Consider the following 25063-nt stretch of genomic DNA (forward strand, 5'->3'; position numbering starts at 1 on the left):
CGCCAGCGGCGTCGCTCTTTGCCCGCAGGCTGGGGCGGACCGTCAGCCTGCTGCGACGTTTAGCCCCGGCTTGGGACGCACCGGTCATGGCGCTGATCGCGGCCGAGCAGCGCGACCCCTTCAAGATTTTGGTGGGCTGCATCTTAAGCCTGCGAACCAAGGACCAGACTACTGCTCAGGCCAGCGCGCGGCTGTTTGCCCTGGCCAGCACGCCGGCTGAACTGGCAGTTTGCGAACTGGGCTTGATCGAAAAGGCCATCTATCCAGTTGGCTTCTATCGCACTAAGGCCCGCGTCATCCGCGACTTGAGCGCCGATCTGCTGGCGCGCTTCGGCGGCCAAGTTCCCGACCGCATCGAGGCCCTGCTGACGCTCAAGGGGGTTGGGCGCAAGACCGCCAACCTGGTCGTGACCCAAGCCTTCGGTAAACCTGGAATTTGCGTCGATACCCATGTGCATCGCATTTCCAACCGTTGGGGCCTGGTCCGCACAAAGACTCCCGCACAGACCGAAGCCGCCCTGCGCCGCACGCTCCCTCGGCGCTATTGGCGAGAATTCAACGAACTGTTGGTCGCTTTCGGCCAGACAATTTGCCACCCGATCTCGCCGCGCTGCTCGCAATGCCCACTGTCGCAGTATTGTCCCGCCCTGGGTGTAGGTCGTCGGCGCTGAGTCCAGGCGGGTTAGGGAGATGACCGGGAAGAACAGTGCCTTGGCTTGAGCGATCCAAGGGTTATTATGAATAGGGCTAGGTGCCGAGTCTTGTGCCGTGAGAGTGCCTTGAGCCAGCCGCGAAAAAGAGTCAAGGGGTAAAGCACGGTAAATCGGTGGTCCCGGCTGTTCCATCGGGAATTTAAATTGGGCTGGACGAGTCGAGTTATGCCGGTGTATCCTAACAGTTCGCGCGTAAATCCACCCATGGCAACCAAGCAAGAGCCGCCCATGCTTCCCGCCGGGGAGGGCCTCGACCTGATCCTGCGGCAATTGTCTCGGGTGGGCAAACGAATCAATTCGCTTGCTGCCCAGCAACTGATCTTTTCAGTCCTGGCGGTGCTGCTTGGGGCGGGAGCGGTGGTAGTGTTTGCGGCTTTTTTTGCCAGTCCCACGCTTTTTCTGGTCACCGCGGTTGCGGTTGCACTCGCCACCCTGATCGCTTTCCCCTGGGTTATCGTCAAAGCCGTAGGCCACTTCGCCAGTGTCCCCGCCACCGCCCATCTGACTGATGAGCGGGCGGAGCTGCGCGGGCGCTTGGTCACTCTGGTGACCCTGCGCGATCAGGCCCACCATCTTCGCCTATGGCCGTACCTGGTAGAAGACACCCTGCTCAAAGTTCCCGAGTTCGAGCCGGCGCGGATAGAACGCCGGCGCCTTTCGCCCGCGTTCTATGCCTTTATGAGCGCTTGCCTGATAGCGCTGTTGGCGGCGATGTCAGCTCACATCGCCCGCCAGCGCCAGCTTGCTACACAGGCGCAAATTGCGGCGGCGATGGAGATCGATCCCTCGCAGGTACGACCCAGCAACGGCAGCCATGGCGTGCAGGCCGAAATCGTAGGCAGCGCCCAGCAATTGCGCGATTTGGCGCAGCGGTTGCAGGGGGAGGCGCGTACGATGCCGCAGGATCATAGCAATAGCTTAGCCAGCCGCGCCCGCGACTTGGCCTCAAGCTTGCAAAATCGCCTCACCGGGGCGGATGAAAATCCCGAGGACCGGGTCAAAATGCGGCTCGCACAGACCTTGGACGACTCCAATCCCGAGGCACCGCCCCTGCAACAGCCCGGCTACAGCAATCCCACCAGCGATCAGCAGTTGGCCGATAGCAATAAGCAGCCCGGACCGCTAGGCTCCGGCAACGCCAATCAGACCTCGGGCCCCGAAACTAACGTCCCCAACGATAGCAATTCGATGTCGGGCGCGCCCACCAAGATGCAGGCTCCGGCCAATCCCAACACCCCGATGAGCCAAGTCAACGCCCCCGGACAAAACTCCACCCAGTCGGGCGATAGCGACCAACAGTCGCGCCAGCGTACCGGCAACGGCGGGGGCGGAGCCTCCCATGGTGGGGGGACCGATCCGGACAGCTTGATGGGGCCACCGGATGCGCTGGTGCGCCATGGCACAGACAATTTCGAGATCCCGGTGGATGCGCGCCTGCAAGCGCATTCGCCCATTCATGACGGTCAGCCCTATAACCCCCCCAAGGTCAAGGTTGGCTTGAGTTCCCATCAGTATGCCGACCAGCCCCTGGTACGCACCACGGTGCCGGCCAACGACCGCGAGACCATAAGGCGTGTCTTCGAACGATGAATCAAACTCTGACGGAAATCCCCACCGTAGCCGATTTCGCCCGCACCTTCCGCCGCATCCAGGCCGAGGTCCACAAGGTAATCGTCGGCCACGAGCAAGCGGTCGAAGAGCTGCTCACCGCGCTCTTCGCCGGCGGTCATGTCCTGATTGAAGGGGTGCCGGGAACCGGCAAAACGATGCTGGTCAAAGCCTTGGGCCAAGCGCTTAACCTGAGCTTCAACCGAATTCAGTTCACGGTCGACCTGATGCCGGCCGATATCACCGGCACGCGGGTAATTTTGAGCAGCGAGGACGGACGGCGCGAATTCAGCTTCAATCCTGGGCCGGTCTTTTGCCATATCCTGCTGGCCGACGAAATCAACCGCGCCACTCCCAAAACCCAGTCCGCCCTGCTCGAAGCGATGGCGGAATTGCAGGTCACGGTCTCTGGCACCACCTATCCGCTGCCGCCCCCCTTCTTTGTGATGGCCACCCTCAATCCGGTCGAGATGGAAGGCACTTACCCCTTGCCCGAAGCTCAGCTCGACCGCTTTTTCTTTAAGGTCCACCTTAATTATCCCGATGAGGGCGAGCTGGTGCGCATCATTTCCACCACCACCGGCGCCGAGTTGCATACGGTCGAGCCGCTGTTTGAAGCAAGCGAGGCGGCCGCTCGGATAGAAGCGCTCAAGCAATTGGTGCGCGAGGTGATAGTCGGACCGGAGGTCGAGCAGTATGCAGCCCGGGTGATCCGGGCCACCGTGCCTGAAACCTCCAAGTTCGTGTCCAAAAAAGATGGGCTGGCGCGCGACCCTGCGGTCAACCGCTATGTCAACTTCGGCTCCAGTCCGCGGGGCGGGCAGGCCTTGATGCTGGGAGCCAAAGTCACCGCCCTGCTGGACGGGCGCGCCAACGTGGCTTACGAAGATATCGAGCGAGTTGCCTACGCCGCCCTGGGCCACCGCCTCACCTTGAATTATGCCGCCGAAGCCGACGGTGTGGATTCCGCACATTTGGTCCAGAAAGTAGTCCACTCAGTGCGTGACTCGCGGCGCGGATAAGGTAGGCATGCTGGAGCACGCCTTCGAGCCGTCGTTTCTCAAGCGCCTGGACAACCTCGCCCTGGGAATTCGTCGGGCGCGCACCGTGCGTCTGGGACGGCGCGCCTTGGGCCGAATTCGCGGTGCCGGGTTGGAAGTCGAGAGCTTCAAGGATTACGCTGAAGGCGACGACCTGCGCTACCTGGACTGGAACGCGATGGCGCGACTAGATTCACTCCTGATTCGCTCCTACAAAGTCGAACGCGAGACCGAAGTCACGATCATGATCGATGCCAGCGCCTCGATGGGGATGCCGCCCTCGGACAACAAGTTCGACTTAGCTCGGATTCTGGCCGCCGCCCTGGCCTATATCGGCCTGGGCGAAAACGACCCAGTGCGCCTGATGAGCTTTGCCGCCCATCGCGGGCGACCAATCTATCGCCTGACCGACTTCGTGCGCCGCACCGAATCGTATCACGGCCTGCGGCCGATGCTGACGGAAATTCAGGCGAGCGGTCAGACCACCCTTTCCGAAGCCGTCATGCACCTGCTCAACCAACGCCGGCCCGCAGGAGTGGCGATCGTTATCTCCGACTTTCTCTATGATCGCGAACTCTACGCCACCGCGCTCTCCCGTTTGATGACCGCACGGTACGAAGTCAAGGCGATTCAGGTGCTGGGCGCGCGCGAGGCTGCCATCCAACTCTCGCCGGGCGCTTATCGCCTGCGTGACTGCGAAACTGGCCAGATTCGCGAGCTGACTCTTACTCCGGCCGCGGTGGAAGCCTGTCGCCAGCGGCTGGCGCGCCTGCGCGCGGAACTCCAGGAGTTCTGCAAGCAGCACGAAATTTATTACGCCGCCGCCATCGGCGCCGACTGTTACGATGATTTCCTGACCAAGGAGCTGCCCCGGTTGGGTCTGATTCAGTAGCGATGGGTGTTCTAGCACCGCTCAACCTGCTCTTTCTCCTAAGCCTGGTCGGCTTGGTCCTGATCTATCTGCGCGCCCGGACCCGCTCCACGGTCGAAGTCTCAAGCTTGCTCCTGTTCGACGAAGTCCAAGCTCCCGCCTCCAGCTTTCGCTTCTTGCACCTGGACATCTTCTTTTGGTTGGAAGCCCTGTCGTTGACCGTCTTGAGCTTAGCTTTGGCCGGACTCTTCCTGCGTTTGCGCCCCTCTGCCGGCCAAGGCCATCGCCACGCGCTGATCTTCGATCTGGCGGCCGCGATGAGCGCGGGCGAGGGCTCGCAGACCCGCCTGGACGAGGCTCGTGCTCAGGCTCTGCGGCTGGTCGATAGCGCCGGACCGGCGGACCAATTCAGCGTGGTCGGCTATGCCAGCCAGGCGGTGATGGAAAGTCCCTTCACCAACGATCGAATGGCGATCGCGCGCGCGCTCGACGCGCTGCGCACCGAGGATGTCGCTGCCACGCCCGCGGCTCTGGCCGGCGCGCTGATGCGGGTACGCGAGGCCGACCATATCGATCTGTTCGCGGCGCGCTTGCCCGCTGGAACTCGCTCCTTACTCGACCAGGGCGCGCGCCTGGTTTTTCATCCGATGGGAGCACCGCTGGACAATGCAGCGATCACTGCCTTGGAGCCCGGCACGCCCAACAAGAGCCCGGGCTACTGCGATGTGCGCAATCTGTCCAGTCATCCGATGCTGGTGGCGGTCGGCATCTCGGCCGGCGGCGATCCGGTAGCACGATCGACCATGATCGTGCCGCCCAAGGTCACCGCCATCGTGCCCTTCGGCCCCCTCAAGGTCCCGGGAGTGGTACAAGCTCGCATCCTCAGTCCCGACGGCTTGGCCGCCGACAACGTACGCTACGCTTACGCGATTCCCCAACGCGCGCTCAAAGTAGTCGTACTCTCGCCCGATCCTTCGGTGCGCGACGATCTGGCACGGGTGCTGCGCGCGGTGGCTCCGGCCGCGCAGGTTATGGCCGGCGACGCCGCTAAGTTGACACCTCAGGACCTCAGCGGTTTCACCAGCAGCCGACCCGATTTGCTTATCCTGCATGACAGCGACGAGGTCGCGATTGAGAGCGCCGCCAAGCTTCTGATCTTTCCACACTCCGGCACCAATGTGCGGGTACGCGGGACTTTGGCCGCAAGCCAACTTGACGATCGACTCGACCTCGGACCGCTGACTCGGCCGCTGGATCTCGGGCCCACGCGTGAACTCAGCCTGCCAGACTGGATGGACACATTGGCGCGCGGCACCGGCCCGCAAAGCAGCGTGGTTCTAACCTTGGCGGCGCGCGGTAGCGGTCCCAAAGGTCGGTTGGGCGTAATCGCTTTCGATATCCGCGGCCATCGGCTGATGAATCCCGACATGCTCGACACCCTGGTCCTGACCGTGGATCTGATAAAGGCCTTGACCGCGCCCAGGGATGTGCGAGTGGTGGCGACCGGGACTTATGTGACGATTCCGGCCACCGTCGCGGCCCACGTGCGCGCGCCCGACGGCAGCACTTTTACCTTGCAGCCCGGCTATGGCGATCGCGTCCGCCTGCTGCCACTGCACGCCGGTCCGTACGAGGTGACGCTGGGTGCACGCAAGGAACTGATATTAGCCAACTACTTTGACGCCCGCGAGTCGGACCTCAGCGTCGGCGCCCAGGGCTTGGCCAGCGGCGGATTGGGAACGCAACCCGCGACCGCTTTCGCCCCGGTGGCACCGGCCCTGCCGATGCGCCCCATTGGCGTGTGGTTATTGGCCTGCGCCCTGCTCGCCATACTGTTAGAAAGCGCGCTGCTGGCCCGGCGCGCGATGCAGGGAGGAGCCCAAATTGTTTGAACGGCCATTGTTGCTCTGGCTCCTGCTTCTAAGCCCGTTGGTGGTGCTGCCAGGCTGGTTAAACCGCAGCAGCGGGCGGCCTTGGGCTCAGCTTACCGCCACGGTTCTGCGGCTGGCTTGCTTTGTGGTCCTGGTGGTGGCGCTGGCCGGCCCGACCACGCAAACGCTGACCCGCGCCCATCACTTGACGGTAATTGCGCTGCTGGATAGGTCGCGCTCGATCGCTCCCGATCAGAGCCGCTGGATGGAAGAGCGGGTGGCGGACCTGCGCGCCGCGCTGGGCCCGCATGACCAATTGGAAGTGATGGGCTTTGGGCGCAACGCGCAGCTCGTTAACCGCACCACCGGCGCTCCTAACGCCCCGATCGACCGTGGCGGCACCGATATCGCCGCCGCCCTGGGTGCCGCCGCCAGCGTCTTTCCTCCAGACAACCAAAAAAAGCTGCTACTGCTCAGTGACGGCAACCAGACCCAGGGCAGCGCCAGCGACGAGTTGCCTGAACTAGTCGATCAGGGGGTTCAGGTTTATACCGCGGCACCGCCTCCCTCGCAGCGCCAGCGCATCGCAATCGACTCGTTAGACGCGCCCAACCCAGTTCGCGCCCATCTCAATTTTGCTCTGCAACTGGCGATCGATAGCGACGTGCCCACTGCGCTCGAGGCCCAGATCACGCTCTCCCACGAGAAAACCGTGGTTGGGAGCTATCCCATCCGGCTCACTCCAGGCCTGAATCGGTACGAAATTCCCATGCATCTGGACCAGCCCGGGGCCCACCTGCTGGCCGTGCGCCTAAGCGCGCCGGCCGGATTGGAAGTAATCAACCCGAGCGCCGAGATGGTAGCCTCGGTAGTCCCGCCGCCGCGTGTCCTGATTGCCTCGGCCGATGTCCCTGTCAGCCTAACCACCGCGCTCAAGCTGCGCGATTACACGGTGGATGAAACCACCCCCGAGCGATTGCCTACCAGCGCCGAAGATTATCTGGCCTATCAGGCCGTGATCGTCGATGACGCCAGTGCCAAATCGTTACCGACGGCGGCACAGAGCGCGCTCAGTCACTATGTTGCCGACTTCGGTGGCGGTCTGATTGTGACCGGCAGCGCGCTGCGCGATCAGGGTTTCAAGAACAGCCCGTTGGAAAAGATTTTGCCGATCAAGTTCGTGCCCCAGCCTCCGCCGCCCAGCCGCGCGCCGATGGGCGTCTACTTGTGCATCGATCGCTCGAATTCGATGAGCTACAACTCGCGCTATCCTTCCATTCGCGACGGCGAGCGCATCCGTTATGCCAAGGAAGCGGCAATCGCGCTGCTCAATCAGTTGGACGATAGCGACTACGTGGGTGTAATCGCCTTCGATTCGCAACCCTACGTGCTCTCGCGCCTGCATCGGGTGGGTAACGATCGCATCGGGCTGATTCAGAAAATTATGCGGCTGGAGCCCGGCGGCGGCACCGATTTTCTGGAAGCAATGCAAATTGCGGCGGGCGATCTGATTCAAAGCGGACTGCCAGTGCGCCAAATAATCCTGCTTACCGACGGCGATACCAATCGCCAATACCACGACCACGACCAGCTCATGTATGACTTGGCGCAGCAACACCTGCCGGTCTCCACGGTCAGGATCGGCCCCGACCTGGAGAATCTGCGGCTGTTGCAGGACTTCGCTGAGATGACCGGAGGTACCTTCTACCGTGTGGACGATATTGAAAAGCTGCCCCAGCTTTTCATTCGACTAAGCCGACAGGCGATTGCCTCGCAGCATCAAACCAAGATCAAGGAAGATTCCACCAGCCCAATCCTCAAAGGCATCCCCGCCCAGCAGGTCCCCTCGCTAGATTTTTACAGCGCCACTCAGCCTAAAGAGGACGCCAGCGTGCCGCTGTCGATTCAGCGCGGCGATCAGACCACGCCTCTGCTGGTGGCTTGGCAATATGGGTTGGGCCGCAGTGCGATCGTCGCCGCCGATCCGGATTCGCTGACCACCGTGCCGTGGACCCAGTGGGATCATTACGCGCAATTGTGGTCGCAGATTGTTTCTTGGACGATGCGCGAGGGTGAGTCGGGCACGATGGACCTAAAGGTCATCCACAACGATGACGGTTCGGTCCGCATCCAAGCCCAGGGCGCAACCGCCAACAGCACTAGCAATCTGGTCTGCCGAATCACGGGACCCAACGGCAGCAATCTGGAAGTGCCGATGACTCCGCGCTCCGACAATCAGTATCGTGCCGACGCGATCACCTTGCCCCCGGGCAAGTACAACGCCACGCTTTGGCGCAAAAGTGGTGATAAGGAGCAGATGCTGACCTCGATCGGCTTTGGGGTAACTACCCATCAAGCCCCCGATCTGGATGAGCTACGCCTGCGTCCCCCCAACCTGACCTTGTTGCGCCGACTGGCGCGGGGAACTAGCGGAGCTTATGCCGCCTCAGCCCAAACCTTGTTGAAAGTAACTGGGCGCGAGGTGCCGGTGACACGGCCGCTGACCCCCTTGCTGATTCCAGTGATTATCCTCTTGCTGCTCGGCGAAGTCTTCGTGCGCCGCTGCCTGATATAAGGATTGGCGCGCCAATCCGCGACGCGGCCAGACCGCTCCATTGGCCGCGAGAGGGCCGCGGCGCTTAAAGCTTTACTTGCCGCGGCCCCGCGACGGGCGCAGAATCAATCGCCTTTAATCAGGCGATAGGAGTCGCTGTCGAAGTGCTGGGTGGAAAATTCGATTAAGCGAGCCTCTTCCAAAGCTTCCATTTGATGGACCAGCCCGCGCGGCACATCCATGCATTGACCAGGCAGCATCTCGAACTCCTCGATCACAGTCTCTTCGGGCGAACGCTTCACCCTGACCTTCAGCCGGCCCGAGAGCAGGTAGAAGGATTCTGCCTTGAGCTTATGGAAATGGAATGAGCAACGCTTGCCTTGCGCAATTTCGAGGATTTTACCGCAATACTCCTTGCCGTTGGCGATCCACAGCTCTCGCCCCCAGCCTTTGGGCTCGATGTGGACCGGTTCGCGCGTATAACCCATGTAGCCAGCTCCCTGCTCCCGAGTCGGATCGATCGACCCTAACCAGTTCAACCAAGCAAGGCAACTATTTGACGGCCCCCACGGGCGTCACTCCGAAACCCTTCTACCAGCGATTCATACCGGCGCCACGGCGGCGCGCGGTTGCGGAGCTGGGGTGATTCGAAACCCGGCAGGAGGCAGGTGAAGCGCGTTTTCCGCCGCGGCAGAGCCGGGACCGACCCGCCCGGCGGGTCGGTCCCGGCTCTGCCCTTAACTCACCAGCGAATGCCAGTCGGCGTTGCCCACTAGATTACCAGCAGCCGCCCGAATCTGCTCATAGGAAATTGCGCCGGCCAGACCCAAGGTAGGTTTACCCGCCCCGTATTCGCGTGCCGCTTGGAGCAACGCTTCACGTGCCTTCACCACCATTTCATCGCTGGAGCACAAACTCTGCTTCAGCAGATTTTGAATCCGACCCTGAGACTGGGGTAGGACGATATCATCCAGAAGCGAAGGGGTTCTGGGGACGGTCGCCTGTCCGGCGGCATGCCACAGCTCTGCCGCACCTGTCGCGGCGGCGAAGTTATCGGGGTCACGATCCAAGATTCCCAGCGCCCGCAACTGGGCCTGAGCCAACGGACCGGTCGGGTTGGCCACAATCAGCCATAGGACACATTGCTCGTCATCGACCGGGACGACCCCGGCCACCACGCTAACTTCCTCCTCGGGCAAAAAAGTGTACCAGGGAAAGGCCCATTCGCTAATCCGGGCCCGGCGCGAGCCGTCACTCTGCGAGCGTACCGCCACCGCGCGATAGCCGTAGGGTCGCGCCTCAACGTCGATAAGCGGCGGATTGTCGCTCAGCGCGGAGCTGGCGCCGGAAGCCAGGGCGGTGGCCACTTCGGTGCGAGCGGGGTCGAGCAGCAGTTCCAAAGCCTGCAACCAATGGCAACCCAGGCGGCCGGAGATGGCGGTAACTTGCGTGGCCGGCAGGTTGACGAACGAAAAGTTGGGAAACGGCGCGGGTTGCTCACCTTTGCCCAACCACACCCAAACCACTCCGGCAGCTTCCCGCACCGGGTAATGGTTGACCCGCACCTTGGCAGCAAATTCAACCCGCCGTTGCGGCGGCTCGGATGGGACTTCGACTACTTTGCCCGAGACATCGATTTTCCAGCCATGAAAGATGCAGGTAAGGGCGTTATCCTCGTTGCGCGCCAAAGCCAGCGAAGTGCAGCGATGAGGACAACCCTCGTCGAAAAAGCCCACGCGTCCGTCGGTGGCGCGGAAGGCCACGTAATTTTCACCAAACAGGCGAACGCGCGCGGGAGCACCGTCCGCTTCCAGTTTGGCACCTCGCACGGCCGGAACCCAGTACTGGCGCAACATTGCACCCATCGCCGTTCCTGTGGTGGTCCCAAGCAACAGATCGCTATCTTCGCGCGTCATCAAAAAATCTCCCCATTCTCCTGAGAGCTGGCGGCTTGAGCGGATTGGTCTCCACCCGCTTCAACTATGATCTGTCTGTATCAAACTCGGTAGCACTAGACCATATATCAAACCGCCCCAACGCCTACTTGGCCCAGCCCGCGCCACCGACCACAATAGGGATCTCCATGAGTGACGGCTCCCAGCAAACCGACGCAACACGGCCGCGGGAGCCGGCACCGGTATTAGCCAAAGCCTCGGTGTGGGTGGCTTTGCGCCATCGCCTGTTCCTGGCTTTGTCGATTGCCTCGCTGGTTTCCAACGTCGGCACCTGGATGCAAAACATCGGCGCCGCTTGGCTTATGACCTCGCTAGCGCCCTCGCCGCTGATGGTGGCGTTGATTCAGACCGCGTCCAACCTACCCATTCTTCTGCTTGCGCTCCCGGCTGGAGCTTACGCCGATATACTCAATCGGCGCTGGCTGCTGATCGCTTGCCAAAGCTGGATGGCTATCGCTGCCGGCGTGCTGGGTTGGCTCACGATCACGGGCCACATGACCGCTTGGCTGCTGCTCTTGTTCAGCCTGCTGATGGGAATCGGCGTAGCGATGAATCTGCCGGTGTGGCAGGCAATCGTGCCCGAATTGGTGCCACGTCAAGATCTGCCGCCTGCAATTACGCTCAACTCGATGAATTTCAACGCTGCCCGCGCGATCGGTCCGGCCTTGGGCGGACTGGTGGTTGCGTGGGCCGGCGCCGGCCTGACTTTTATCCTCAACGCGCTCTCGTTCCTGGCTGTAATCGGGGTCCTCTACGGCTGGAAGCGGCCCAACCTGCCCAGCCGCTTGCCCAACGAGCGGGTAATGGGCGCCATTCGCGCGGGGGTGCGCTATACCCGTTTCAGCTTTGCCCTGCGCGCCGTGATGTGGCGCACCGCTGGGTTTGTGATCGGCGGCAGCGCGATCTGGGCGGTGATTCCATTGGTGGCACGCTTTCGCCTGGGAATGGGCGCGGCGGGCTTCGGCATCCTGGTGGGCTGCTTCGGTAGCGGTGCGATCGTCACCGGCATGTTTCTGCCTCGGCTCAATCAAAGCTTCTCGCGCAACGCGATTGCGATGGGCACGGTAGCCGGAATGGGCGTGCTGATGGCGATCCTAGCCGCCGTGCGCAATGTCCCGTTGGCGTGCCTACTAATGGCGATGATCGGCGGCACCTGGACCGTCTCTTTTTCAGTGCTTAACGTATGCGCCCAATTGGCGGTGCCCAACTGGGTCATGGGACGAGCGCTATCCATCTATAACCTCGTGGTCCAGGGTGGGCTGGCCGCTGGCAGCCTGCTGTGGGGCGGGCTGGCCGAACGCACCGGTGTACCCTTGGCAATGATGTTGGCGGGCGCCTCGATGGTGGCGAGCCTGCTGCTGGCCTTACGCTATCGCCTACCTCCCGACGTCGATCCGACGATGGAGCCCGCACCCCGTCGCGCCATGCCCCAGACCGCGCTGGAGATCGCTCCCGATAGCGGGCCGGTCCTGGTAACGGTTGAATACCGGATCGATCCCGCGCAGGCGGCCGAGTTTGAACGGGCGATGGAGGCGATGCGGGTGGTGCGCTCGCGTGATGGCGCCACCGCTTGGGGGCTGTTCTTCGACACCTCCGACCCGACACGCTTTATCGAACATTTCCTGGTTGACTCTTGGATCGAGCACGTGCGTCAGCATGAGCGCGGCATCGCCGGTGATTTAGCAGTGGAAGCGCGCGTGCTGGCCTTTCATGTGGGCCCCAACCCTCCCCTCATTTCCCATTTGTTGGCCGCCAGAGCCGGGCACGAGACGCCGAAATCCGCCGCCTTGAACGAGACCTCTGCCGGCGATGGGCAGTCCGGTCAGGAGAGGATGCTGTCGGGCTTGAACCCCAAGGCTGGAGGCTCGTGCGCCACCTGATTATGCTGCGGGCAGGAGCGGCATAATGGTTAGAATCGGCACTTCGGGCTTCAGCTACAAGGAGTGGTGCGGCAGCTTCTACCCGCCGCGTACGCCGGGCTCGCGGATGCTTTCCTTCTACGGCCAGCGACTGGCAACGGTGGAAATTAACTATACCTTTAGGGCAATGCCGCGGCCGCAGATGCTGGCCGGGTGGGCCCAACAGACGCCCGCGAATTTCCGCTTCGCGCTCAAGGCGCCGCAGCGCATCACCCATATCGCGCGCCTGCGTGGCGTTGGGGCTGAGTTAGAACACTTCGCCGCGGTCGCTCAGAGTCTCGAATCACGCCTGGGCCCCAGCCTGTTTCAACTGCCGCCCACGATGAAGGCGGACGTGCCGTTGTTGGCACAATTTGTCACGCAACTGAGCTCCACGCTGCCCGCAGCCTTCGAATTTCGCCATCCCTCCTGGTTGCAGGATGTTGTCTTCGCCACCCTCAAGGAGGCAGGCTGCGCGCTCTGCATCGCGCAGAGCGACAGCTTCGAAACTCCGGTCGTCAAAACCGCCGATTTCGCCTATCTGCGCCTGCGCCGCGAGAGCTACAGTGATGAGGAATTGCGGCGCTGGGCGCAGCAACTCGCGGCCCTTGACCAATCCGGCGACGTCTACGTCTACCTCAAACATGAAGTGCAGGCGCCGGCCCTGGCACAACGGCTGAGCGCTTTGGTCCAGGCGCAACTCTCATGATTTTGCCCACAGGAACCTACCGCCTGGAAACCCGCGAGCACGACCGACTGGTCGCTCTCGAGACCGGAACTATTTCCACCACCCACCTCTCCGGGGCCCGGCACGCCGCCGCGAGCGCGGATAATCGCTACGAGGCCGAGGCTGACCTGGACGAGAGCGCGCAGGTCCAAGCCCTCGCCCTGCGTTACGTGCGCGGCCCTTTCGAGCGCAGCGCCCGCTATGAGCTGGGACCCGAACTGATGCGAGGGGTGCTCAAGGTGCTGGCTGGCCATCAAGCGGTCGAGGTTAAGCTGGGACGCTTTCGCGAGGTGGACGGTGGGCTGTTGATTTTCAAGGCCCTGCTGATTGCCCACGCACGCGCGCGCGGGCAGCGGCGATGGACCGGGCGGGTCGCGATTATCGACCCGGCCACGTTACTGGCCAAGTCGATCAAGCAAACCCTCTATCAGACCGACGCCGCGGGCCTGGAATGGGTTCTGGAACCGGCTTTGGGCGAGCGCGAGGTGCTGCGCATCGATTCGCGCGGATGGCTGCTCAGCCACGCCACCCAGCAGGGGCTGCACACCGCGGCGCTATAAAGGTTCATCGCGATGCCCGCGGGCGAGGAACCGCTTGCCCGCGCCAGCTCCTCCGTGGCCGCCGCCGCGTATCGAACGTTTCTGCGTTCGCTATTGGATTCCTCCCCTATTTGAGCACGCCTTGTTCCCGGTAGTAGCGGGCGGCGCCGGGATGAAGCGGTGCGTGGGTCTCGGGTGCGTGGCGGATGCTGTAGAAGATGTCCTCGGCCGCCCAATGATGGGCGCTGCTTTCGTTCAGAGCCTTGGCGAGCCGGTAGACCAGGTCGTTGGGCAGGTCCTGGTTGATGATCATCACGTAACCGGGATCGGTCACCGTCAGGCACGGCTCCTTCTGGCCGCGCAAGGTGCCCGGCGGCAGCGTCACCGCGGGCGCGCAGTACTCGCGTTCGATACGCTCGGCGATATCGCGGTCGAGCGTAAGCATAGCCCAGTCGGCCATCTGTGCGGCAAACGCCGCGGGGCCGCGCGCGGTATTCTCGCGCATGATGGCGTTGGAACGCCCCTGGACCAAAAGCGGCACCGAATCGGGAAACGAGGTCTGGAGACTACCACCCCAGGCCACGATGTCACGGTAGAGTTCAACTCCGTAGTGCCGCAGATAGACTTCGGTAATCTGGCCGGCCACGTAGTCGGCCTCGCCGACCTGGATGTCGAGCTTCGGTTTTTTTTGCGCGATGTCGGCGAAGGAACGGATACCGAGATCGGCTCGGACCATGTTGAAGAAATGATGGCCGGGACGGAGCATGAGCCCCAGCCCGCGCACGGCCAGACCGTCGCCGTTTTTGTACAGTCCCAGCCCCTTCGCCGCCTGCGCCGCCGCGATCGCCAAGGTCATGGAGATATCGGCGTCACCGCGCACGACACGCCGAACCGTATCGCTGGCATCCTTGCCGTGGCGCGCCATCTCGACTTCGAAACCGGCGTTGCGAAAGGCTTGTCCCGCCCAGTTGAGCGCGAGCCACCAATTGCCACCGCCCTCGATACTGGAAAGCCTGATCTTTTCCGCCATCGCTATTCTCCTCTCGCCCCGACCTGTGGTGGGTGTGTCGCACCTCTGAGCCTAGGTGTTATATCTAGCCGCTGATGCTTGGCCGAGGGCCTGCCTTCAAGCGTAACCGAGTGAGGCTGATGCGGTAGAGTCCACTGCGGGCTGGCTGCCGCTGGTGCCATCCCGCAGTGAACCAAACAGGCTAGGCGGCGCGGCCGAAACCTTCCTTCAAGACCATGTAATGGGCGCCCTTTGAAATAGCGGGCAGACGCGCTGCGATCCGCTCCCAGTTTTCGCCCTCGTCGCGGCTGTAATAGACGCTGCCGTCAGTATCGCCCAGAAACAGCGCGGATCTATCGGCGCAGGCCTCCAGCGTCATCGCCTCGAAATTGGCCTTCAACGGCTGCGGCAGGCCATGCATTATCAGCTCCCAGCTCTGGCCGCCGTCGCGGCTGCGGGCCACCGCGGGATCCGCGTTCTTACTCTTCATCCAGGTACCGGGGTTGTGGCGGGCGCCAGCGAGGAACATAAGGCTGTCGCGCCCAGGATGGTATACCAGCGGGTCAGGATAGCCGATCCGGGAGATCCGGTCGGCGTCATTGCTCCAAGTTGCTCCGGCGTCCAGGCTGTGAAAAAACCCGAAGCCGGTCGGCATGAACATCTCGCGCGGGTTGGAGGGCCGGATGATCAGCCGATGCGCATCACCCTCGGAAGCCTTGAGGATACCGGCTGGACCAAGCAAGTCCTGCCAGGTCGCGCCGCCGTCCGTGCTTCTCAGCAATTCTCCCTGTTCCACGCACGCATAGATACAGTCGGGATCGTAAGGGTCAATGTTGATGACTTTGACGTGCGCCACGTGGGGCGGGGCGGGGAAGTTCCATTCCTTAAGATTGGGCACCGATCTCATCGAGGAGAGTTCACGCCAACTGGCGCCCAAATCAGTGCTCACGAAAAGATGAGCAGGCTCGGTCCCGGTGTAGATTTTTACTCCTGCGCCCGATTTCGCGTACGCCAAGGAGTAAACATTTAGCGAGCTGAGTCCCTGGTTGCAAAAACTCCAGCTTCTTGCCGAATCACGGCTGACCGCGACGCCACCGTTGTGAGTACCGGCGAACAGCGCGCCGCTCGAGGGCTCAATCATCAGCGAGCACACGTGGTAGCCCTTAAGCGAATCACGTGCCACCCGCCATGAGCCGTCGACACCGTCCCGGGCGAGCAAAAACACACCGTCGGCGGTTCCCACGAACAACTCGTTGGAGGCAACGCTGGAACTGTAAATCGCCTCCCCGGAGTGCGACAAACAAATTGCCATGGTTTCAGCTCCTTGAGCGATCCTGTACTTATTAAATTTGCTGTTCTCGCCACTACCTCTAGCGAAATTCGAGGCAGGCGGTAAAGGGCGATGGGCCGACGAACGACCGCGCCGTCGCGATCCGCGCCGCGAAGGCTTGAAAAATCAATGGTGTTGGAAAAATTGCTATCGGCTCAACTGGGGTCATTAGCCGGCCAAGGCCTTGGCTTCGGCTGCCATTACTTGTGGTTTAACTTGCACACTGTCGTAGATCCGGCGCTGGCGGCCACTGGGCCCGATTAGAAACACTGTCAAGGTATGAGCGATAGTACCATCGGGAGCTTCGGTGCGTCGCACTCCGAAGCCCTTGAGGGCCGCATCGATGGTGGCTGGTGAACCGGTCAGAAACAGCCATCCCCGGCGATTGGCGTTGAACTTTTCCGCGAAAGATTTCAGCGCGGCCGGATTGTCGCGTGCCGGATCCAAGGAAAAAGAGATGATGCGGACCTTGGTTCCTAGCGCGCTCCCCAGGCGGTCGGCCACCCGCGCCATCTTCGCGGTCAGAACTTCACACGGTCCCGGGCACGAAGTGTAGATGAAATCGACCAACGCCGGCTCGCCTTTGAGCGAACTGAGCACGACTTTGGCACCGCTTTGATCGGTTAAGGCGATCGATGGCAGGCAGTTGGCGTTGCTGACCGCGTCATAGGCCCCTGCCGGCGGCGGCTTGTTGCAAGCCACTAGTCCCAGGAGTGCCAGCGCAACCAGTAATTCAACTCTGCAGCGATTCACAACCCGCGTGCTGCCCGCCGACAGCGACTAGATTAGCCTACGCGAGGGCAATCATGCGGATCAAGCGGCAATCCGATCACGCGGCATCTTGCAATCGCCCTCGAACACCGCGCCCTCGTGCAAAATTAGCTTGGGCGTGCGTAGCGTTCCTTGGGCTCGCGCGCTCGCCAATAATTCGACCATCTGATGGGCGACCACCTCGCCATTGAGCGTGCCTGCCACCACCAGCCGATCAGCGATCAGCTTGGCGTTGACCACCGCACTCTCCGCCACCACGATCTCCTTGCCACTGATCTCGCCTTCGATTTCGCCCTCCAGCCGAACACTGGAGCTAAACTGAAGCTTCCCGTTGATTTTGGCGCCCTTACCGATCCGCGACTCGGACTCCTCGCTCGCCATTGACTTTGCCTCTTAGAGATTATCGGTGAGTTTCGCGGCTGAGTCCGCGCTTGCCAATCATAATGCATGCAGGAAGAGGTAAAATAAAGAGAGACAAAGTTCCGAGCTCACTCTCCCGCTTGCCCGTGAGAATCGCTATTTTTCTCGCTTTTGCGTTCGCCGGTCCATAAATATTCGTGCGGTTCGTAAGGCTCATTGGCTCGCATCACCCAAGTCCGCAGCGGATCCGCGCTGTCATTGATCATGGCAAAATGGCTGTCAAACCCTGGCAGCGGCGCCAGAATGTGTAGAACATCGAGCACGGCTGCGGCATGGCGTGCCTGCAGGAAGCTATCGCAGGTCAACGATTTGACCGCAACCTGGGTTCGAGGCTGCCAAGAATAGATCTGGTAATCACCAGCCCAAGCCGGCGTCCCGGCAGCCAACACAAAGATCGCGACAAAAATTCTCTTCTTCATGCAAAGTTTCTCAAAAGTCCGCTGCCAAGGACAATTTAGGGTCCGGTGGAGTCTGGAGGCGCAGGCTGGGTTTTTATGACACGATTTTGCTGAATTTCCTATACGCTAACGACCCAGTTTGACACAGTTAGGCGTTTGCCAGCCCGACTGGAGAGAGCATTCGAAACCTCGAAATGACGGTGCCAGGCTGCTGGGCAGAGCCGCTTTCAGCGGTCAATAGCCACCAGCGGGCAGCCAAGTTGGACAAACGTGCTGGGAGCCAGGGAGTAATCGCACGGCGGCTCGCCGGTTTTCGCTCAGGACAAATCTGGAGCTTAAGCCGGCAGGGGTAGCAGCAACGACAACTCTTTGGCTGAATAAGCTTGGGGGCCGACCAAGTCGGCCCCCTCACGTGTCACCCGCCACCACCGCCACCGCCATCGTGCCGGGCAGCTTGGCCCGCCCGGCTTATCGCGATCCCGGGGAAGAGTTGGAAACTTCTCTCCTCTCTGCCCTCACCCAACCACCACCGCCGCTCCACCCGTCCACCCCGCCGGAGTGCCGCCTCGCGCCGCCTTCCCCGGGATCAACCTTGAACCGCGCCCACCAGCCTCAAGAGCAACCGCTGGTCGTGCCGCAGTTATTGCATTTATAACAGGCGCCGTTGCGCACCATGATGCAGCCGCAATCCGGACATGGCGGCGCATCCTGCTGATTCAAAAATGCCTGCCGTGAAGAACTGGCGCGCGCGCCGGCAGCGGTCGCCGCAGGCGGCGCACTACTCAGTCCTTCATCGAGCACCAAGCCAACCTCGTGCTGAGCCTGGACGTCGAGAAACTTGGAGGCCATCCAGCGAAACAGGTAATCGATGATCGACTTGGCGAAAGGAATCTGCCCGTTCTTGGTGAAGCCCGAGGGCTCGAAACGCATATGGGCAAACTTATCGACCAGGAATTGCAACGGCACGCCATACTGCAGGGCATAGGAAATCGCGGTTGCAAACGAGTCCATCAGACCCGAGATAGTCGAGCCCTGTTTGGACATGTTCACGAAGATCTCGCCGGGCGTACCGTCTTCATACAGCCCCACTGTGATGTAGCCTTCGTGGCCGGCGATATCGAATTTGTGAGTGAGCGAACGGCGCTCGTCGGGCAGCTTGCGGCGCGCCGGTCGAGCTGCGTTGGTTTCGGCTGAAGCTGCAGCCGCCGTAGCCGCCGTTTCCTTCTTGCCAGTGTTGAGCGGCTGGGTGCGCTTGGAGCCGTCGCGATAGATTGCCACCGCCTTGACCCCTAAGCGCCAGGCCGTCAAATAAGCTTCGGCAACCTCTTCGACGGTGGCGTCGGCCGGCATATTGACGGTCTTGGAAATCGCTCCCGACAAAAAGGGCTGTACCGCGCCCATCATCCGGATGTGGCCCAGATAATGGATCGAACGCGCGCCCGCGCGCGGAGTAAAGGCGCAGTCGAACACCGGCAGGTCGCGCGCGGCCAGCGCCGGCGCCCCCTCGATAGTCTCGTGCTCGTCGATATACTCGACGATTTCCTGAATTTCCTTGGAATCGTAACCCAAGCGCTTGAGCGCGCGCGGCACCGTGTTGTTGACGATCTTGAGCATTCCGCCGCCAACCAGCTTCTTGTACTTGACCAGCGCAATATCGGGCTCAATCCCGGTGGTATCGCAGTCCATCATGAAAGCGATCGTTCCGGTGGGCGCAATCAGAGTGGCTTGCGAGTTGCGATAGCCCACCACCTGGCCCAACTTGCTGGCCTCGTCCCAGACCTCGCGAGCGGCGCGCTGCAACTCCAGCGGCACATGCGCGCTGTCCAGCTTATAGGCATGACTGCGATGGCGCTCGATCACCTTGAGCATCGGCTCTCGGTTGGGCATGAAGCCCGAAAACGGCCCCATGCTCTCGGCCAGCCGTGCCGATTGGAGATAAGCCTCGCCGGTCAGCAGCGCAGTGAGCGCAGCCGCGTAGCTACGCCCCTGATCCGAGTCGTAGGGCATCCCCAAGGCCATCAGCAGCGCGCCCAGATTGGCGTAGCCCAAGCCCAACTCTCGATAGGCGCGGGCATTTTGCGCGATCTCCTCGGTGGGATAGGAGGAGTTGTCAACCACGATATCCTGGGCGGTAATCAATATATCGACCGCGTGGCGATAGCCCCTAACGTCGAATTCGCCACGCTCGTCCAAAAATTTCAGCAGATTGATCGAGGCCAAGTTGCAGGCCGAGTTATCTAGATGCATGTACTCGCTGCACGGGTTGGAGGCGCTGATCCTGCCGCTGGCTGGACAGGTGTGCCAGGAATTGATGGTGGTGTCGAATTGCATCCCCGGATCGCCGCAAACATGGGCGGCTTCAGCGATCATCCGCATCAAATCGCGCGCGCGATAGGTCTGAGCCGGCGTTCCGTCTTTTACATAGCGGGTCTGCCATTGCCCGTCGTTGACCACCGCCTGCATGAAATCGTCGTCGGCGCGCACCGAGTTGTTGGCGTTTTGGAAGAATACCGAGCCGTACGCCGGCCCATCCAATGAACTGTCGTAGCCGGCCTCAATCAGCGCCCAAGCCTTCTTCTCTTCCTCCATCTTGCACTTGATGAAGTCCTCGATGTCGGGGTGGTTGGCGTCCAAAATGACCATCTTGGCCGCCCGCCGGGTCTTGCCCCCGGATTTGATTACTCCAGCCGAGGCGTCGGCCGCCTTCATAAACGACAGCGGCCCCGAGGCCGTGCCGCCCGAGGACAATTTCTCGCGCGCCGAGCGCAGCGCCGACAGGTTGACACCTGCGCCCGAACCGCCTTTGAAAATCATGCCCTCGTTGCGATACCAGGCCAGAATCGATTCCATGTTGTCCTCGACCCGCAGAATGAAGCAGGCCGAGCATTGCGGCTTGGGTTCGATCCCCACGTTGAAGTACACCGGACTGTTGAAGGAGGCCTTCTGGCGCACCAGCAGATGGGTCAACTCGGCGGCGAAAGTGTCGCGCTCGGCAGCGTCGGCGAAATAGTTCTGCTGCTCGCCCCACCCGGTGATCGTATCAACCACTCGGCCGATCAGTTGGCGGACACTGGTCTCGCGCTTGGGGCTGCCCAGCGGACCGCGGAAGTACTTGGAGACCACCACGTTGGTCGCGGTCTGCGACCAGTTCTTGGGCACCTCGACCTCGCGCTGCTCAAAGACCACCCGTCCGTCTTCGCCCACGATCACCGCCGAGCGCAGATCCCACTCCACTTCGCTCATCGGGTCCACCCCAGGTTTGGTGAACAGCCGCCCCAGGCGGGCGCCGCGGCGATTGGCTGGTTCGCTCCGCTCGCTCAGCCGCTTGTCCGTTATCTGAGCCATCCCCGCCCCTCCTCCTATCTTCTCCACAGCCCCGTCCACAGCATCGCCGATAGCCTCGCCGCCCGCCCGGCACCCAAAAGCGCTTCGTTGCCGAACCTATTCGTCGTCACGAAACTAAAGCGAAGTGTTGTCAACAGCCCGTCCATAATGTGTCCACAGGTATGTGAATGACCCAACATGTTGTGGTTTGCCCTTGGTGTGACTGGTATTTCAAAAAGGCGACGAGATGTCAACTTCTCTTTAGGATCTTTTAAATTTTTCTAGACAATTTCTGCGGCGTAGCCTGGCTTGGCAGCGGGTTGCTGAGCGTGGGTCCAGCCCTTGTTAGTCTATCACATGCGGTCGGCGCGGTTTTTCCCCTTCCGCCAAAGAGCAAAATGCTTTAGCGTCGAGTGGCTGCGGATGAAAATGGCTGCCCAGCGAAAAAAACAACCCCAGCGCATCGGGGTCGCGCTCACCAGCGTGCTCGACGAATTGGATCGCGACGGCCATTTCGCCCTGTTTCGACTGGTCAAAATCTGGCCCGAAGTAGTGGGCGACGACATCGCGCGCCACACCGAAATAAGCGGACTCAAGTTTCACACCGTGGTGGTCAAGGTCAGCAACGCGATGTGGATTCAGGAGCTCAGCATGATGAGCCGCCAAATCCTGCGCCAGCTAATAGCGCGGCTGGGCGATGACTCGGTGCGCGATCTACGCTTCGTCAAGGGCGCGCTCAGCCGCCGCCACGCGCCCAAACCAAGTCCGCCTCGCCTGGTGCGCCGCTCGGTGGCGCTGCCCGAGCTCAAGGATCCGCAACTGAGAGCGGCCTTCGACAGCCTGATCGAAGCCTGGGGCCGCTCCCCCCGCTAAGCGGACAAATCGCGCGATTGTGAGGGTTGCCCATGGACAGTCGCGCAGCTACGCAACCATCGCTTTATCGCCAAGCCGCGCTGAAACCTGCCGCCTGGGTAAAATAACTAGCACTGCGTCGCATAGATAAGCTGACTTCGCCCGCGCGTGGCGCTGAACGCGGCCACACAAATCTCACAGCGTGGCACCTCAGACGCGGGCGGTCAGGCAACCGACGCCGTCCTTATTGCGCCTCGCCCGCCCCGACAGATCGCCGCTCGCTACGATGTAAGCGCTTGGCTTGCGCGCTACGTCTATGAGGGCGATAGGTGGCCCCGCAATCGTCGCGGCCACCGCGCATTACCTATGAGCGCAGAGGCGATTCACGTTCTCAATCGGCTGGCCTTCGGTCCGGCGCCTGGTGACTTGAGCAGGGTGCAGCAGCTGTCGATCGACGGCTATATTCGCCAGCAGCTCCGCCCCCAGACCATCCCGGTCCCCCAAGCTTTCTCCGAGCGCGTGCGCTCCTGGCCCACACTCTATCTGACCCCGGTGGAGTTGTTCGCGCAGTATGGCCCGCCGCGAAAAGCGCCGGGCGCGCCGAAGGATCCGCTCGCGATGAAAGCGGCGCGCCAGCGCGCTCGGGTAATTATGCAAGAAGGCGTGCAGGCACGCCTTTATCGCGCCATCCGGGGACCACGCCAACTCCAGGAAGTGATGACTGATTTCTGGTTCAATCACTTCAATGTCTTTGCGGGCAAGGGGCTGGATTACCTGTGGACCGTTTCGTACGAGCAGGAAGCGATTCGGCCGCACACCCTGGGGCGCTTTCGCGACCTTCTGGGCGCCACCGCCAAGCATCCCGCGATGCTTTTTTTCCTGGATAACTGGCTCAACACCGGTCCCGGCACACCTGGGGCACGCGGCCGTTTCGACGGGCTCAACGAGAACTACGCCCGCGAAGTAATGGAGCTGCACACGCTGGGGGTCAATGGCGGCTACAGCCAGCGCGACGTAACCGAGCTCGCGCGGATCTTCACTGGCTGGGGATTGGTCAAGCGCGGCGCTGCGGGCTTCCAGCGCCGGCGGACACGGCGGGCGAATGGTCCCTTCTTTCCCTTCTTCAGAGCACCCTTCACCCCGCCCCCGCCCGTAACCGACGAGATCTCGCCCACTGGCTTTTTCTTCGATGCCAGCCGTCACGACTTCGGCGACAAGCAGTTCTTGGGACACACCATTGGCGGCCGCGGAATCAGCGAAGGCGAGGAGGCCCTGGATATCCTAGCCCGCCATCCGGCCACCGCCCGCCATCTGAGCTTTCAGCTCGCGCAGCTTTTCGTCGCCGACCAGCCGCCACCAGCACTGGTCGCGCGTCTAGCCGAGAGTTACCAGGAGAGCGACGGTCACATTGGCACCGTCCTGGCAACGCTCTTCGCCAGTCGTGAGTTTCGGGACCCGGCTTGCTACGGCGCCAAATTCAAGACTCCCTACCAATACGTGGTCTCGGCGGTACGCGCGCTGGGGATCGACCCGCGCAATGTGCAGCCGCTGGCCGGTACGCTGTTCCTGTTGGGTATGCCGCTTTATGGCTGCCCAACCCCTGACGGCTACAAGAACACGCAGGAGGCGTGGCTCACTCCCGACGGCCTGATGCGTCGGCTCAGCTTCGCCACCGCCTTGGGCACCGGCCATCTGCCCTTGGACCAAGCACCTGGCTTTACGCGTCCGCAGCCGCTCAAGTTGGCGATGGCCGATTCGGGGCCTGCGCGAGCGCCGACGATGCCGGCGCCGGACCGCGATAACTTGGCGCGCACCCTGGGCAATCGCTTCAGCCATTCGACCGCACAGGCGGTATTCGCCGCCCCAGCGCAATTACAGAGCGCGCTTATCCTGGGCAGTCCGGAGTTTATGCGCCGCTAATCATTGGAGGCCTCGGCGATGGAAAGACGGGAATTTCTACGTAACGCCTTGATGCTAGGGGCAGGCGGCGTGCTCTTGCTCGGACCCGGGGCCTGGGCGGCGCGCGCGGCAACCTCGGGGGCGGGCCAGTCGCCGCGGCTGGTGGTAATCTTCCTGCGCGGCGCGGTCGATGGCCTGAACGTGGTGGTGCCGCACGGGGAGAGCATCTATTACGAGCTGCGGCCCACTATCGCGGTCCCCGCCAGCCAAGTGCTCGATCTCGACGGCCACTTCGGGCTTCCCCCGGCGCTGGCAGGGCTGATGCCGCTGTGGCGCGAGCGCAGCCTGGCCTTTGTCGAAGCCTGCGGGTCACCCGATCCCACGCGCTCACATTTCGACGCCCAGGATTACATGGAAACCGGCACACCTGGAGTCAAGACTACCTCCACCGGCTGGATGAACCGGGTCCTAACCGAATTGCCCGCGCCGCACTCACCTACTCAGGCGCTCAATCTGGGGCCCACTCCGCCACGCATCCTGGCGGGTCCGCAGCCGGTCGCTAACCTCGCTACCGGCCGCGCTGCCGCGCAGCCAATCGCGCTGGACCGACCACTGGTCAACAGCTCCTTCGCCCGCATGTACGCAGGACGCGATCCCCTCAGTGCGGCCTTTCAGGAAGGGGTTGCGGCGCGCCGCCGCCTGCTGGCAGAACTTCAGCAGGACATGACGGTGGCGGCCGGCGGAGCGCCCTTGCCCAATCAGGGCTTTGCCCAGGACGCCACCCGGTTGGGGCGGCTCATGCGGCGCGATCCGAGTATCCGGCTGGCTTTTGTCGCTTTGGCTGGCTGGGACACCCATGTCAACCAAGGCGCCGCCGGCGGTCAGCTCGCCAACCATCTGCGTCCCCTGAGCGAAGGGCTGCTCTCACTGATTGGCGCGATGGGTTCAACTTACCACGAAACCGTGATTGTGGTGATTTCGGAGTTCGGCCGCACCGTGCATGAAAATGGCAACGGCGGCACAGACCACGGCCATGCTAACGTAATGTGGGTGATGGGCGGGCCGGTGCGGGGCGGCAAAGTTTACGGCACTTGGCCCGGGCTGGCCCCTGAACAGCTCTACCAGGGGCGCGATCTGGCAGTCACCACCGACTTTCGCGCACCGCTATCGTCGATCCTGAGCACGCATCTGAAACTTTCCGACCACGCGCTGGGGCAAATTTTCCCCGCTTACCGTGGCCGAGGCCCTCAATTGTTGGCTGCCTGAGCCGACTAATCTGTATTT

20 protein-coding genes are annotated in these 25063 nt (G+C 62.1%); 12 read left to right on the top strand and 8 right to left on the bottom strand.

Annotated features, from left to right (window positions below; genetic code table 11):
• Positions 1 to 86 precede the first annotated feature (86 nt).
• The 6 genes from nth to VKV28_15520 all read left to right on the top strand — a co-directional run bounded on the left by nth (position 87) and on the right by VKV28_15520 (position 8678).
• Positions 87 to 671: an endonuclease III gene (gene nth, locus VKV28_15495; GenBank protein ID HLH78208.1), complete on the top strand. Its 585-nt coding sequence runs from the start codon at positions 87 to 89 to the stop codon at positions 669 to 671.
• A 246-nt stretch (positions 672 to 917) separates the two neighbouring features.
• Positions 918 to 2303: a hypothetical protein gene (locus VKV28_15500; GenBank protein HLH78209.1), complete on the top strand. Its 1386-nt coding sequence runs from the start codon at positions 918 to 920 to the stop codon at positions 2301 to 2303.
• Positions 2300 to 3343, top strand: a complete 1044-nt coding sequence (locus tag VKV28_15505; protein ID HLH78210.1) for a MoxR family ATPase — start codon at positions 2300 to 2302, stop codon at positions 3341 to 3343. Before VKV28_15500 ends, VKV28_15505 begins: the two co-directional genes overlap by 4 nt.
• 7 nt (positions 3344 to 3350) lie before the next feature.
• The gene (locus tag VKV28_15510) at positions 3351 to 4253 is read left to right on the top strand and encodes a DUF58 domain-containing protein (protein ID HLH78211.1); all 903 of its coding nucleotides are present in this window, start codon (positions 3351 to 3353) and stop codon (positions 4251 to 4253) included.
• 2 nt (positions 4254 to 4255) lie between these two features.
• The gene (locus VKV28_15515) at positions 4256 to 6124 is read left to right on the top strand and encodes a VWA domain-containing protein (protein ID HLH78212.1); all 1869 of its coding nucleotides are present in this window, start codon (positions 4256 to 4258) and stop codon (positions 6122 to 6124) included.
• On the top strand, positions 6117 to 8678 hold the full coding sequence (locus VKV28_15520; protein ID HLH78213.1) for a VWA domain-containing protein: 2562 nt from the start codon (positions 6117 to 6119) through the stop codon (positions 8676 to 8678). Before VKV28_15515 ends, VKV28_15520 begins: the two co-directional genes overlap by 8 nt.
• Before the next feature lie 104 nt (positions 8679 to 8782).
• Here VKV28_15520 and VKV28_15525 read toward each other — a convergent pair whose 3' ends face one another.
• Entirely contained in the window at positions 8783 to 9145 is a 363-nt protein-coding gene (locus VKV28_15525; protein ID HLH78214.1) for a hypothetical protein, read from the bottom strand.
• Between the two features lie 249 nt (positions 9146 to 9394).
• The gene (locus VKV28_15530) at positions 9395 to 10573 is read right to left on the bottom strand and encodes a Rieske 2Fe-2S domain-containing protein (GenBank protein HLH78215.1); all 1179 of its coding nucleotides are present in this window, start codon (positions 10571 to 10573) and stop codon (positions 9395 to 9397) included.
• A 167-nt stretch (positions 10574 to 10740) separates the two neighbouring features.
• On the opposite strand from VKV28_15530, the gene VKV28_15535 reads away from it, so the two are divergent.
• The 3 genes from VKV28_15535 to VKV28_15545 are packed head-to-tail and all read left to right on the top strand — an operon-like array spanning position 10741 to position 13797.
• Entirely contained in the window at positions 10741 to 12492 is a 1752-nt protein-coding gene (locus tag VKV28_15535) for an MFS transporter (protein HLH78216.1), read from the top strand.
• Between the two features lie 25 nt (positions 12493 to 12517).
• Positions 12518 to 13219: a DUF72 domain-containing protein gene (locus tag VKV28_15540; GenBank protein HLH78217.1), complete on the top strand. Its 702-nt coding sequence runs from the start codon at positions 12518 to 12520 to the stop codon at positions 13217 to 13219.
• The gene (locus tag VKV28_15545; protein HLH78218.1) at positions 13216 to 13797 is read left to right on the top strand and encodes a hypothetical protein; all 582 of its coding nucleotides are present in this window, start codon (positions 13216 to 13218) and stop codon (positions 13795 to 13797) included. The genes VKV28_15540 and VKV28_15545 overlap by 4 nt, the downstream gene beginning before the upstream one ends.
• 106 nt (positions 13798 to 13903) lie before the next feature.
• Here VKV28_15545 and VKV28_15550 read toward each other — a convergent pair whose 3' ends face one another.
• From VKV28_15550 to VKV28_15575, 6 genes are all read right to left on the bottom strand, one after another.
• Entirely contained in the window at positions 13904 to 14806 is a 903-nt protein-coding gene (locus tag VKV28_15550) for a TAXI family TRAP transporter solute-binding subunit (GenBank protein HLH78219.1), read from the bottom strand.
• A 181-nt stretch (positions 14807 to 14987) separates the two neighbouring features.
• Entirely contained in the window at positions 14988 to 16097 is a 1110-nt protein-coding gene (locus VKV28_15555) for a hypothetical protein (protein ID HLH78220.1), read from the bottom strand.
• Positions 16098 to 16283: 186 nt separating this feature from the next.
• Positions 16284 to 16868, bottom strand: coding sequence for an SCO family protein (locus VKV28_15560; protein ID HLH78221.1), 585 nt, complete (start codon positions 16866 to 16868; stop codon positions 16284 to 16286).
• Between the two features lie 60 nt (positions 16869 to 16928).
• A complete protein-coding gene (locus VKV28_15565; GenBank protein ID HLH78222.1) occupies positions 16929 to 17267 on the bottom strand; it encodes a polymer-forming cytoskeletal protein in 339 nt (112 codons plus the stop codon).
• A 107-nt stretch (positions 17268 to 17374) separates the two neighbouring features.
• Positions 17375 to 17725: a hypothetical protein gene (locus VKV28_15570; protein ID HLH78223.1), complete on the bottom strand. Its 351-nt coding sequence runs from the start codon at positions 17723 to 17725 to the stop codon at positions 17375 to 17377.
• A gap of 591 nt (positions 17726 to 18316) precedes the next feature.
• The gene (locus VKV28_15575; GenBank protein ID HLH78224.1) at positions 18317 to 21049 is read right to left on the bottom strand and encodes a vitamin B12-dependent ribonucleotide reductase; all 2733 of its coding nucleotides are present in this window, start codon (positions 21047 to 21049) and stop codon (positions 18317 to 18319) included.
• A 408-nt stretch (positions 21050 to 21457) separates the two neighbouring features.
• Between VKV28_15575 and VKV28_15580 the strand changes: the two genes are divergently transcribed.
• The 3 genes from VKV28_15580 (at position 21458) to VKV28_15590 (ending at position 25045) form a co-directional block, all read left to right on the top strand.
• Positions 21458 to 21901, top strand: a complete 444-nt coding sequence (locus VKV28_15580) for a DUF721 domain-containing protein (GenBank protein ID HLH78225.1) — start codon at positions 21458 to 21460, stop codon at positions 21899 to 21901.
• 345 nt (positions 21902 to 22246) lie between these two features.
• Complete coding sequence (locus VKV28_15585; GenBank protein HLH78226.1) at positions 22247 to 23800, top strand: DUF1800 domain-containing protein; 1554 nt, start codon at positions 22247 to 22249, stop codon at positions 23798 to 23800.
• Positions 23801 to 23818: 18 nt separating this feature from the next.
• Positions 23819 to 25045: a DUF1501 domain-containing protein gene (locus VKV28_15590; protein ID HLH78227.1), complete on the top strand. Its 1227-nt coding sequence runs from the start codon at positions 23819 to 23821 to the stop codon at positions 25043 to 25045.
• Positions 25046 to 25063 lie beyond the last annotated feature (18 nt).

It is taken from the genome of Candidatus Binataceae bacterium (assembly GCA_035294265.1).
Lineage (GTDB): Bacteria > Desulfobacterota > Binatia > Binatales > Binataceae > DATGLK01.